We start from the raw sequence: 12,287 nt of genomic DNA on the forward strand, positions 1-12,287 counted from the left end.
ATGGCGCTGATCGACAACGGCATCTATGTGGACGGCATCCGCACCGAGAACCCGACCTCGCTGTCGGAGACCTTCGAACTGATGCATGCCCGTGGCGGCATGGGATGGATCGGCCTGTACCGGCCCAGTGAAGACGAGGTGCGCCAGGTGGCCGCGGAGTTCGGTCTGCACGAGCTCGCGGTCGAAGACGCGTTGCGCGGGCACCAGCGGGCAAAGCTGGAGCGCTATGGCGACACGCTCTTCCTCGTGCTGCGCCCGGCCCGCTACCTCGACGACCTCGAAGAGGTGGAGTTCGGCGAGCTGCACGTGTTCGTCGGCAAGAACTTCGTCGTCACGATCCGGCACGCCGAATCCCCCGGCCTCAAGCGGGTGCGCGAGCGGATGGAGAACGACCGAGAGCTGCTCGCGGGCGGACCCGAGGCGGTTCTCTATGCGATCCTCGACCAGGTCGTCGACGAGTACGCCCCCGTGATCGCGGGCCTGTCGAACGACGTCGATGAGATCGAGGCTCAGCTGTTCGTCGAAGGATCCGACGTGTCGCAGCGCATCTACGAGCTCTCCCGCGAGGTGGTCGAGTTCCAGCAGGCCACGCAGCCGCTTCGCGAGATGACGGAGGCGCTCCTGCGCGGATCGGAGAAGTACGCCGTCGATATCGAGCTGCAGCGTTACCTGCGCGACGTGCTCGATCACACCATCCGCATCGGCGATCGCGCATCGGCCTTCCGCACCGCGCTGGACAGCGCGCTCACGGTGGAGTCGACGATCGTCGCGCGGCGGCAGAACGACGAGATGAAGAGGATGACCGAGGAGAGCATCCGCCAGGGCGACGAGATGAAGAAGATCTCCAGCTGGGCGGCCATCCTGTTCGCCCCGACGATCGTCGGCGGCATCTACGGCATGAACTTCGACACCATGCCGGAGCTGAAGTGGTACTTCGGATACCCGATGGCGATCGGGCTCATGCTCGCCATGGGTGTGGCGTTGTACGTCGTGTTCAAGAAGCGCGACTGGCTCTGACGCTCACCGCGTGGTCAGGGCGATCGCGGCGAGGGTCGTGGCGGTGACAAGCACCCAGAGGATCGCGCCGAGGGTCAGCGGGCGCCATCCTGCGCGGCGCAACGCGGCGACGTCGATCGACAGGCCGATTCCCGCCAGCGCCACGGCGATGAGGAAGACGCTCGCCGTGACGGCACCGTCGTGCACGGGCGGCGGGAGCACACCGAGCGAGTTGACGACGGCGACGATGAGGAAGCCGAGGAGGAACCAGGGCACGAGTCGCACGATGCGCCCCGCGGTGAGCGGCTGCCCGGCCGCGTCTCGCCGTGCTTCGATCACCGACAGTCCGATGCTCACGGGGATGATCATCAGCGCGCGCACGAGCTTGACGACCACGGCGAAGCCGAGCGCCGATGCCCCGAAGACTCCTGCCGCGGCGACCACCGAGCTCGTGTCGTTCACGGCCGTGCCCGCGAGCAGGCCGAACGTGTGCGCATCCATGCCGAGGGCGTGCCCGAGGAGGGGGAAGAGCGCGACGGCGAGGATGTTGAACAGGAAGATCGTGGAGACGGCGTAGGCGACGTCGGCCCCCGCGGCGGCGATGACGGGCGCGACGGCGGCGATCGCCGAGGCGCCGCAGATCGCGGTGCCCACCCCGATCAGGGTGCGCAGGTCGCGCACGACGCCGAGCATCCGTCCGACTCCCCAGGCGGCGAGCAGGCACACGACGAGCGAGCTGAGCATCACGGGCAGCGATTCGAGGCCCACCCGGCCGATGCTCGACAGCGACAGCTGCGCGCCGAGGAGCACCACGGCGAGCTGCAGCAGGAACTTGCTGGAGAAGGTGATCCCAGGGGCGAGCAGCGAACCGGGCTTGCGCACCAGCGCGACGAGCAGCCCGATGACCACGGCCGGAAGAGCCGAGCCGAGCACCGGGACGAGACGTCCGACGACCGTGGCCACCAGGGCGATCGCCACGGTCATCGTGAGGCCGGGGACGCGGATGCCCACGGCATGGAGCAGGGGAGGGCGGACGGTCTGCGGAGGCATGCTTCCAGTCTCCGCCGGTGGGCGCTGTCGCGGAAGCATCGCGGGCCGATGGGGATACAGCCTGTGACTGTAGGCTGGGATCAGTCGTCGACAAGAGGGGGCCGTCGCGGGTGGATGCCGACGAGACGAGAACGCCGGCCGGTCTGCACAGTGCCGGCCTTCACAGTGCTGGCCTTCACAGTGCTGGCCTTCACACCGCGGGCGACCTGCCCGACATCGCTGCGCTGCAGCTGCTCACCGCCACCGTCGTGTGCGGGTCGATCTCGGCCGCGGCGCGCGAGCTCGGCATCACCCAGCAGTCGGCATCCGCCCGGCTGCGCTCGATCGAGCGTCGGTTCGGGCTGGAGCTGTTCCACCGCACGCCCGCGGGGGTGCGCACGACGCCGGCGGGCGAGGCGGTGGCGTCGTGGGCCGAGGAGGTGCTCGTCGCCGCGGAGCATTTCCGTGTGGGCGTCGAGACACTGCGTGACGAGCAGCGCCGCCAGCTCGTAGTCGCGGCGAGCCAGACCGTGTCGGCCCATCTGCTGCCCGCGTGGCTCGTGGCGCTCCGCGCGCGACAGGTCGAGGCGGGGATCGCACCGACCGCGGTGCGCATGCTGTCGGGCAACAGCGCCGACGTCGAGGCGGCGGTGCGGGCGGGCGATGCCGATCTGGGGTTCGTCGAGTCGAGCGTCGTCGCCCCCGACTTCTCGCGCTCCGTCGTCGCGCAGGATGCGCTCGTGGTCGTCGTGGGCGTGCAGCACGCGTGGGCGCGGCGGGCCCGGGTGTCGCCCGGGGAGGTCGCGGATGCGGCGCTCGTCATGCGCGAGGAGGGCAGCGGCACGCGGCGCTCCTGGGAGCAGACGGCGCGCGAGCGCCTGGGGCGGAGCCCTGCCGATCCCGTCGCCGTGCTGCCGACCAGTGCGGCGGTGCGCTCCGCGGTGGCCGAGGGCGTCGGTCCTGCGGTGCTCTCGCGGCGCGCCGTCGCCGATGATGTGCACCTGGGCCGACTGCGGGAGATCCCGTGGGCCGATGAGGCGGTGCTGCGCCCGATCACCGCCGTGTGGCGCGGAACGGCGCGCGACCTGTCGCCGGTCAGCCGCCGCCTGATCGAGATCGCAGCGCAGGCGTCGCGCGTCGAGGCGGCGCGGTATCGTCGGCGTGCGGATGGTCCGCATCCGAGGGACTGAGGCGAGGGACGCACATGGATGCCGTGGTGCTGATCGGCATGGTCGCCGTGCTGCTGTGGTCGCTCGTGTCGCACCGGGTGGAGCGCTGGGGGGTGGCGGGACCGGCCGGGCTTCTCGTGCTCGGGGCTGTCTCGGTCGTGTGGGATGTCGAGGGGTTCGCGGGGGTGATCGACCGGCCGGCGAGCGAGAAGGTCGTCGAGGTCATCCTCGCCGTGCTGCTGTTCGTCGACGCCACCGAGGTGAAGGGCGGGATCTTCGGAAACGAGGGACGGGTCACGCTGCGGCTCGTGCTCATCGCCCTGCCGCTGTCGCTGCTGCTCGCTGCTGGGGCAGCGGCCCTGCTGCTGCCGATGACGCTTCCGCTCGTGGCGATCCTCATCGCGTGCATCATCATGCCCACCGATTTCGCACCGGCGGCGAAGATCCTGCGGATGCGTCATGTTCCGGATCGGGTGCGCCAGATCCTCAATGTCGAGAGCGGGTACAACGACGGGCTGGTCTCGCCGCTGTTCGGTATGGCGCTGCCCGCCGCGGTCGTATGGTCGGCGTTCGAGCACGCACCCGACGGGGTCGAACCGGGCGAGGAGGAACTGGTCGCGCGGGTCGAGCAGTTCATGGAGGCGTTCCTCAACGCCGTGCCCGCGGCCGTCGTCGCGATCCTGATCGGAGTCGCTCTGGGGTTCGGCGTCGGCGTCCTGGTGCGGATCGGTCGACGGCACGCGTTCATCGCCGACGAAGGTGTGCGCTTCGTGATGGCCCTGCTGCCGCTGGTCGCCTACGGCATCTCGGTGATCCCGATGCTCAACGCCAACGGGTTCGTCGCGGCTTTCGTCGCCGGGCTCGCCTATCGCAGTGCCCGCACGCGCGGCGAGGAGCGACCGGCGATCGCCCATGACGAGCTCGTGCTCGTGGAGGAGGTCGGAACCCTCGCATCGTCCTTCGTCTGGTTCGTGCTCGGCGGTGCGGCCGTGCTCGCCTTCGCCTCGGGGATGTCGTGGCAGATCATCCTGCTGGCGCTGCTCGCGCTCACCGTGCTGCGGGTGGCGCCCGTGTACCTCTCGCTTATGGGCAGCACGCTGGGTCGTCGAGATCGCCTGCTCGTGGGCGCTCTCGGACCGCGCGGCACCGCGTCGATCGTGTTCGGCCTGCTCGCCTACAATGCCCTGCCCGACGACGAGGGTGTGGTCGTGCTGATGGTGATGGTGGCGACGGTGGTGGGCAGCATCCTCCTCCACGGGATCCTGGCTCCGCTGCTTCTGCCGAGGGTGAGCGCGCGCGAGGTCAGGGCGCCGCTGCCGCACTGAGCGGTTCGCGTCAACGGCAGGATGCGTGCGGCTTAGACTGACCGCGTGCGGGCGGGGGCCCGCGGGCGGAGGACGACATGACCGACTTCGTGGGCGACACGGCGCGGATGCTGCCGAAGGGATTCCGGATCGGCGCGGCCACCGCATCCGCGCAGGTCGAAGGAGCCGCGACCGCGGGGCGGCGCACGCCGAGCGTGTGGGATGCGTTCGCCGCGCAACCAGGGCGCATCCTCGACGGCAGCACGCCGGCCGTCACCGCCGACAGCTTCCACCGGTACGCGGAAGACGTTGCGCTGCTGGCCGAGCTCGGCGCGGACGCGTATCGGTTCTCGCTCGGATGGACCCGTCTGCAGCCGGGCGGGCGCGGGCCGCTGGATCCCGAGGGCGTCGCGTACTACGACCGCCTCATCGATGAGCTGCTCGCTGCCGGCATCGAGCCGTTCGTCACGATCTCGCACTGGGATCTGCCCGTGGAGTATGAGCGGGGCTGGCTCGACCGCGGTACCGCCGAGGCTCTGGGCGAGTTCGCCGGGCTGGTCGGTGAGCGCTTCGGCGACCGGGTGGCGGCGTGGATCACGATCAACGAGCCCGCCACCGTCACGCTCAACGGTTACGCCCTGGGCATCCACGCTCCGGGCGAGGCGCTGCTGTTCGACGCGCTGCCCACCGTGCATCACCAGCTGCTCGGGCACGGGCTGGCCGTGCAGGCGCTGCGGGCGGCCGGGGTGACCGGCGGCATCGGGATCACGAACGTGCACTCGCCCGTCGTCGCCGCATCCGATTCGCCCGACGATGCGGCGATGGCCGCCCTGTTCGACATCGTGCACAACCGCGTGTTCGCCGACCCCGTGCTGCTCGGCCGGTACCCCGAGGTGCCCGAGCAGTTCGCGGAGTTGTTCGGTGCGTTCGGCAGTGTTCCCGAGGCGGATCTTGCGACCATCGCGCAGCCACTGGACTTCTACGGGCTCAACTACTACATGCCCACGCGCATCGCCGCGGGCGCAGGAACGGGGGAGAGCCCCGACGGCGAGGCGGCCGCCATGGCAGAGCTGCCCTTCCGTCTCGAGGCGCTCGACGAGCATCCGACCACGGGCTTCGGCTGGCCCATCGCGCCCGAGTACTTCGGCATAGCGCTCGCCGAGGTGCGCGAGCGCTACGGCGATGCCCTGCCGCCGGTGTACATCACCGAGAACGGGGCGAGCTTCGCCGACGCCGCGGATGCCGAGGGCCGGGTCGACGACCCGGACCGGATCGCATACCTCGCGGCGCATCTCGGATCCGCGCTCGCCGCGGTCGCTCCCGGCGGTGCCGCCGAAGGCGTGGAGCTGCGCGGCTACTTCGTCTGGTCGCTGCTGGACAACTGGGAATGGGCGGCCGGCTTCACCCAGCGGTTCGGCATCGTCCGCGTCGATTTCGACTCGGGCCGGCGCATCCCGAAAGCCTCGTACCGCTGGCTGCAGGAGGTCCTGCGCCGTCGCGGGTGAGCGGAGGTCGCCATCAGACCCGACCGTGCCGTGCTCGATGAGCGAACGCGTCGAGCGCGGCGTTGACGGCGGGGCGATCGGTCAGGATGACGATGTGGAGAATCCGGTGGACGGTTGAGCCGCGGTCTTCTTCGATCAGTCGCGCACGCGATTCTCGCGAACGACGACGTCGCTGACGAGCGCGCGAGGTGGGTGCTCGGAAGAAAGCCGGGCAACTGTGTTTGTCGCGTTGGAGGCACCGCATGCCGCACCCACAGTGAGGTGCTGTGCCCACGACGAGTGCGGGTGGTGGAGGAAACTCCACACGAGCCCTGCGGTGAAGGCATCACCAGAGCCGACAGAGCTTCGAGTATTGACGCGCGGTGGGACGATCTCCAGCACCTCCATTGAGGTGCGCGCCTGCGCGGAACCCGATCCGTTGGTGATGATCACGGTCTCAGTGCCGTCCTGCAGCCACTTGGAGACCAGCTTTTCCGAGCTTGTCGATGCCGCGGATGCGAGGTCTGCCAGTTCATCACGGTTGACCTTCACGATGGTCGGCACAGCCTCCGCGCCGTAGGCGAGCGCGGCACCATGCGCGTCGAGAAGCGACGGTACACCGGCAGCTCGAGCTGCTCGGATCCAATCTGCGTAGAACCCCGATGGGAGGCCCGGCGGCAGACTGCCTGTACAGATGACGAACGTCGCATCGTCGATTGAGGTGGCGGCCAGTGCATGCAGTGCTTCTCGCTCGGCGTCGTCCAGTACCGGTCCAACTGCGTTGTAGACGGTCGCATTCTCTGGGTCTGACTGATCTACGAGCACTTCGTTGACACGCGTCCACTCGGAGATCGCGACTGTCTCGGCCTCGAGGTTCTCCGCAGTCATCAATGCGGCCTGCAGTTCGCCAGTAGGACCTCCGAGCGGGCCGACAAGAATCGGCGACAGGACACGTTCGGTGTCGCTGATCGCGAACTCGGGGGTCGCGAGTTGCTGGAGTACGCGCGCGACGTTCACGCCCTTCCCTCCTGCGAGTGTTTCGCTGCGCGTGAGCCGGTGGACGGCGCCGGGGGTGTTGGTGGGCACGACGAGCAGTCGCTCGATGGCCGGATTGAGCGAAGCGACTACGACCTTCATCGTGCACTCGAATTCTCGTGGGCGGAGCGGGCGAGGTGCGCCGCACCGATCGCGACAGCTTCCCCGAGCTCGCTGACATGCAGCGCGATGCCCCACATCTGCTCGCGATGCTGCACCAGCTCCGCGCGTTGGAACAATGAGCCGGTGAGTGTTACGGAGTCGATGTTCGGCAGTGTCCTCCCTGCGAGCAGAGCGAGCGTATCGCCGATGCGCTGTGACAGCTGTGAGACGCATGAGCGTACGATCTGCTCGGGGGCGTCTTCCGCACGTGCGCCGGTGATGGTGAACAGCTCGTCATTGATCTGGCGCAGGTCGGTGACGGTGAACTCAACCGTGTCTGCGCCTGCGTTCGTTCCTCCGGTATCAGGATTGATAGCAGCGAGAAGACGGTCGAAATCGCCGTCCAGGAGTTGGTCGGCGAGCTGCTGAAGGATCTTGCCCGTGGGCAGGCCCCACCCGAGAACGTTCTGTCCCTCGAGCCATCCGGGCTCAACATCCGCGCACAGGGCCCACAGCTCCTCGTTCGGCAGTGTAGAGGTACCGGTGATCATGACGTACTCAGCGGTTCCGATGGAATCGAGGACGGTGCAGTTCGTGAGCATGGCGTTGGCGTAGGCAGCCAACACCTGGTCGTGGCCACCGACATAGACCGCCGCGTCGTCGGCGAGCTCGACCCCGGGAAGGCGGTCTGCGCGGATAGCTCCAAGCCGTGTTCCGGGGTGGGCGACTGGCACGATGAGCGACGAGGCGAGGCCCAGGCGATCCAGCGTGGGTTGGTGCGGCTTGAGGGTGGCGAGGTCGAACAGCTGGCTGTGGGTGACCTGCGTCGTGCTCGCCGCCCATTCGCCGGACAAGCAGAATCCGAGAAAACTCCCGAAATCAACCCAGTGCGCGGTGCGAGCCCACACGGGAGCGTCCTGCGTGCGGAGCTGCGCGATGCGTTCGGGGGTCTGGTTGTCGCGGAACCGCATGCCGGAGACCGAATAGTGCTGCGGTGAGTCCAACCAGGCGACGTCCTGAGGGACGAGAACGCGCCGGGGCCACGTCTCCCACCATGCACGGGACCCAGCGAGGGGTGCGCCGTGCTCATCGACAGGGAAAGACTCCTCCTGCCCGAACGTTCCGATAGAGATTGCAGCAAGAGCGCCGGAGTATGCCGCAAGCGTTGCGGCATACTCCATGACGAGCTCTTGGACGTGAGTCCACACGGCGTCGCCGTGGTGGTAGGTTTCGCCGTTGGTCACGGACGCCGGTGTGCGCACTCGGAGGGGGTCGAGCACGAGCCCCTCCGCCGTGATGCCGACGACTTTGATGTGCGTCGTGCCGACGTCAATTCCCAGAAACCACATGTGTCAGCCCGAAACCTGCGCCGGGGCGACATCGTGATGGACGACCTGACGCAGACCTCGCAGCACCCGTGCGGGGTCTTCAGCACGAAAAACGCGACGGCCGAACATAACACCCGCTGCGCCCGCTTCGATGGAGTCGGCGGCCAGCTGGTAGGTCTCCTCCGGCGACTCGCCGCCGGGCCCACCCGCGACGAGGATCGGCGCATAGCAGGTCTCGACAACCGGGGCGAAGCGCTCCACGGATCCGTTCCAGATGACTTTGACGATGTCTGCGCCGATGTCAGCGGAGATCCGACAGTACAGGCTGAGCACCTCCGGGGAGACTGCACCGTCCCCTTCTGCTTCCAGTGCAGAACGCGGCTCGATGATGACAGCCAGGCCGAGGCGCTCGGCGTCTCGCACGATGCGGGCGTTCCGCTCGACCTCTGCCCGCTCGAGGGTGCTGTCGCGCTGACCGAGGTACATGTAGGTCATGACCGCATCGATACCCGAGGCGGCGACCTCTTCGAGAGAGGCGAGCTGCGCGAGCACGCCCTCGCTGCGTCCGTCCTGACCGGGTGTGTAGATACGGCGGCCGTGGTTCTTCCAATCCAAGTGGAGCACGAAACCGGGGCGGTTGCGTCCTGCGAAGAAGTCCTCCGTGTGGCGGACCATCCCTGGTGAAACCATGACGCCGTCAGCTTCATCGAGCTGGGCGAAGACGTTGGCGATCTCCGCCTTCGTCCTCAGGCCGGCCGGAGGCCCGCTCATGACTCCATGCGACGCGGCGACCACCACGCCTCGTTTGGTCGCGGCATCCAGTACGCGGCCGAGGCGGATCTTCTTACCAGTGCGGGAATCCATCAGAACCCTTTCTTCTTCATGGGCCGGCCGCACGAGATGCGGCCGGCCCGTGGATGGTTGGTGTCAGCTCGCCGGGCAGTCGAAGCTGTACAGATACTTCTGGATCTCAGGGTCATCGAGGTTGTCGGCTGTGGCGACGACCGCTCCGGTGGTGATGACCTCCTCGACCTTGTCGCCGTTGAGCGCGTTGAAAGCCTGCTCGGCAGCCTGTACTCCTTCGTCGTACGGCTTCAAGACCACTTGAGCGAACACGTCGCCGTTGCGGATCTGGTCGATCCCGGGAGGGTTGGCATTGAACCCGACGACCTTCACCTTGTCCTGCACCGCGGCGGACTTCAGCGCGGCGACGGCCCCCTCGGTGTTGAAGGCTGCGGTGCTGAAGATGCCGACCAGGTCCGGGTTGGCGGCAATGGCCGCTGACACGATGGATTCCGCGGTCTGCACGCTGTTGTTCGAATACTGCTGACCGAGGTAGTCGATGCCGTCGATCGCGCTGACCGCGTCGGCGAAGCCCTCTTCTCGGGCGTCGGTGGTCGTGACCCCGGCAGTCAGGTTCACGGTGAGAACCGAACCGGACTCGCCGCCGAGAGCTTCGGCGAGAGTGTCTGCCGCGACCTTCCCCGCCTCCTCGTTGTCCGAAGACACCTGTGACTCGGCGATGGATGGGTCATCAAGGGTGGTATCGACGAGGATGACCTTGATACCGGCGTCGACTGCCTCGCGCAGCGGGGCGTACAGGGCCTTGCTGTCGGTGGGCGCGATGATGATGGCGTCCGGGCGGGTGGCGATGACGGACTGGAGGATCGGGATCTGGTCCGTCGGGCTGAAGCTGTTGGGTGCCTGGACATCGACCGTGGCGCCGTTCTTGTCCGCGACGGCCTGGACGCCGCACGCGACAGAGCCGTAGTAGGCATCGTTCGCTACGCCGGGAATGAGGGCGATGCTATAGGAGCCGCCCTCACCGCTTTCGTCCGGGGCGGAGCCGCTGCTCGCGCATCCTGTCAGTGACGCCAGGAGCGCAGTCGCAGCAAGGGCTGCGGTGACCTTGCGGGTCTTCTTCATTGTTCTCTCCTTCAGAGTGATGGATGGTGCGGTACTCGGGCTAACGGCGCGGTGAACGGGATCGTCGGCGAAGCTGGTCGAGATACACCGCGGCGACGAGGACGACTCCGACGGCGAAATCGCGCCAGAAGCTGTTCAGCCCGACGATGACAAGACCGTTGGCGAGCGTCGCGGGGATGAGGGTTCCGACGACGGTGCCGATCATCGTTCCGATACCGCCGAAGAGGGAGGTGCCGCCGATGACGACGGCTGCGATGACGTTGAGGTTGTCAGTCGCGTGGCCGGCGAGCGTGGTGGTTCCAAACTTCGCGTAGCTGAGGATTCCCGCGACACCTGCGAGCATCCCGGCGATCGCGTAGACCTTGAGGAGGTGGCGGTCGACGTTGACTCCGGCACGACGGGCGGCCTCTGCATTCGAGCCGACGGCATAGGTGTGACGTCCGAAGCGGGTGGCCCAGAGGACGAGGCCGCCGATGAGAGCAACGGCGACAGCGATGATGACGAGGATCGGGATGCCGATCACCCGACCGAACCCGACGGAGTCGACGAGTTCCATCGGGACGTTCTTCAGGTCGTTGCCGTTGGTGATGATCTGCGCCAGGCCTTGGGCAGCGCCATAGGAACCGAGTGTTGTGATCAGTGGTGGGACGCGGAGCTTCGTGATCACGAGTCCGTTGACGCAGCCCCAGGCGATACCGGCGATGAGCGCTGCGACGATGCCCGCGATGCTCGCGCCCCATCCGGCGCTGCCGAACCACTCCATCACTTTGGCGGCGATGACCCCGGAGAAGACGAGAACGGAACCGACTGAGAGGTCAACGCCACCAGTGATCAACACGAACGTCGCGCCGACAGCCATGACCAGCAGCAGGGCGGCGTTGATGAGGATCTGCGTGAAGTTCTGCGCGGTGAAGAACGACCGGAAGTTCAGTGTGGCGAAGACGGCGACGATGAGGACCAGGACGAGGGTGATGTCCGTGGCGCTGCCGAGGACACGTGGGAGGGCAAACCTGCGGCTGGGTGCGTGGGTCGTCTCGGTCTTGGTGGTTTCACCGATGCTCATGCCGCGCTCTCCTGCGTCCATGCGCCGGTCATCGCTCCGACGATCTGTTCCTCGTTGGTCTCCGACGTCTTCAGCTGCGCAACTCGACGGCCGAGCCGCAACACCTCGATGCGGTCCGCAACCTGGATGACGTCCGGGAGGCTGTGGCTGATCAGGATGACGGATCGGCCGGACTGACGAACCAGATCGATGAGCGTTAGCACCGCCTGGGTCTGCGGAACGCCCAGTGCAGCAGTGGGTTCGTCCATGATGACGAGTTTGTTCGCCCAGGTCACCGCACGGGCGACAGCGACGCTCTGCTGTTGTCCACCGGAGAGGTTGCTCACGGGAGCGGAGACATCCTTGATCTTTACTCTCAGGTCCGTGAGGACCTGAGAGGCTTCGTCGCGCATGGACCTTTTCGCGAGGACTCCCATCGCTCCCAGAAGTCCGCTGCGGACGCGTTCGCGACCGAGGAACAGATTGCTGGGAGTGTCCAAGTCGGGAGCGAGGGCAAGGTCTTGATAGACGGTTTCGATGCCGAGTGCTTGGACCTCTTTGGGGTGCCATCCACCGATGGGGCGACCTTCGAAGAGCACCTCGCCGGAATCGGGTGTGTTCACCCCGCAGATCGTCTTAATCAAGGTGCTCTTGCCCGCACCGTTGTCCCCCATCAGGGCCACCACCTCGCCGGCGTGAATCTCGAAGCTCGCTCCACGTAGTGCTTCAACGGCGCCGAAGTGCTTGACCACCTCGCGGGCCTCGAGGAGAGGAGTCGTCGTCATAGTTTTGCCAATCTGCACTGATCAGAATCTTGATGGATGCCAGCTAAGCGTAGTTATGCCTAAAACACAACATGTTTGATGCTTAAA

The 12,287-nt window shown here is 67.1% G+C and carries 11 protein-coding genes; 4 read left to right on the forward strand and 7 right to left on the reverse strand.

Going from position 1 to position 12,287, the window contains the following annotated elements:
• Complete coding sequence (locus BKA02_RS06185; protein ID WP_179432272.1) at positions 1-1,017, forward strand: magnesium and cobalt transport protein CorA; 1,017 nt, start codon at positions 1-3, stop codon at positions 1,015-1,017.
• 3 nt (positions 1,018-1,020) lie between these two features.
• On the opposite strand, the gene BKA02_RS06190 is transcribed toward BKA02_RS06185, so the two are convergent.
• Entirely contained in the window at positions 1,021-2,046 is a 1,026-nt protein-coding gene (locus BKA02_RS06190) for a YeiH family protein (protein WP_179432274.1), read from the reverse strand.
• Between the two features lie 110 nt (positions 2,047-2,156).
• On the opposite strand from BKA02_RS06190, the gene BKA02_RS06195 reads away from it, so the two are divergent.
• The 3 genes from BKA02_RS06195 to BKA02_RS06205 all read left to right on the forward strand — a co-directional run bounded on the left by BKA02_RS06195 (position 2,157) and on the right by BKA02_RS06205 (position 6,003).
• Positions 2,157-3,215, forward strand: a complete 1,059-nt coding sequence (locus BKA02_RS06195) for a LysR substrate-binding domain-containing protein (RefSeq protein ID WP_218844468.1) — start codon at positions 2,157-2,159, stop codon at positions 3,213-3,215.
• Between the two features lie 14 nt (positions 3,216-3,229).
• Positions 3,230-4,519: a cation:proton antiporter domain-containing protein gene (locus BKA02_RS06200; protein WP_179432276.1), complete on the forward strand. Its 1,290-nt coding sequence runs from the start codon at positions 3,230-3,232 to the stop codon at positions 4,517-4,519.
• 77 nt (positions 4,520-4,596) lie between these two features.
• Complete coding sequence (locus BKA02_RS06205) at positions 4,597-6,003, forward strand: glycoside hydrolase family 1 protein (protein WP_179432278.1); 1,407 nt, start codon at positions 4,597-4,599, stop codon at positions 6,001-6,003.
• A 135-nt stretch (positions 6,004-6,138) separates the two neighbouring features.
• Here the strand turns inward: BKA02_RS06205 and BKA02_RS06210 are convergent, their stop codons facing one another.
• The 6 genes from BKA02_RS06210 to BKA02_RS06235 all read right to left on the reverse strand — a co-directional run bounded on the left by BKA02_RS06210 (position 6,139) and on the right by BKA02_RS06235 (position 12,200).
• Positions 6,139-7,119, reverse strand: a complete 981-nt coding sequence (locus BKA02_RS06210; RefSeq protein ID WP_179432280.1) for a 1-phosphofructokinase family hexose kinase — start codon at positions 7,117-7,119, stop codon at positions 6,139-6,141.
• Complete coding sequence (locus BKA02_RS06215; protein WP_179432282.1) at positions 7,116-8,468, reverse strand: FGGY family carbohydrate kinase; 1,353 nt, start codon at positions 8,466-8,468, stop codon at positions 7,116-7,118. Before BKA02_RS06215 ends, BKA02_RS06210 begins: the two co-directional genes overlap by 4 nt.
• A gap of 3 nt (positions 8,469-8,471) precedes the next feature.
• Positions 8,472-9,311: a class I fructose-bisphosphate aldolase gene (locus BKA02_RS06220; protein ID WP_179432284.1), complete on the reverse strand. Its 840-nt coding sequence runs from the start codon at positions 9,309-9,311 to the stop codon at positions 8,472-8,474.
• A gap of 63 nt (positions 9,312-9,374) precedes the next feature.
• The gene (locus BKA02_RS06225) at positions 9,375-10,373 is read right to left on the reverse strand and encodes an ABC transporter substrate-binding protein (RefSeq protein ID WP_179432287.1); all 999 of its coding nucleotides are present in this window, start codon (positions 10,371-10,373) and stop codon (positions 9,375-9,377) included.
• A 40-nt stretch (positions 10,374-10,413) separates the two neighbouring features.
• Entirely contained in the window at positions 10,414-11,436 is a 1,023-nt protein-coding gene (locus tag BKA02_RS06230) for an ABC transporter permease (protein ID WP_179432289.1), read from the reverse strand.
• On the reverse strand, positions 11,433-12,200 hold the full coding sequence (locus BKA02_RS06235; protein WP_179432291.1) for an ATP-binding cassette domain-containing protein: 768 nt from the start codon (positions 12,198-12,200) through the stop codon (positions 11,433-11,435). The genes BKA02_RS06230 and BKA02_RS06235 overlap by 4 nt, the downstream gene beginning before the upstream one ends.
• Positions 12,201-12,287 lie beyond the last annotated feature (87 nt).

Origin of the sequence: Microbacterium pseudoresistens (assembly GCF_013409745.1) — a bacterium.
GTDB classification, from domain to species: domain Bacteria; phylum Actinomycetota; class Actinomycetes; order Actinomycetales; family Microbacteriaceae; genus Microbacterium; species Microbacterium pseudoresistens.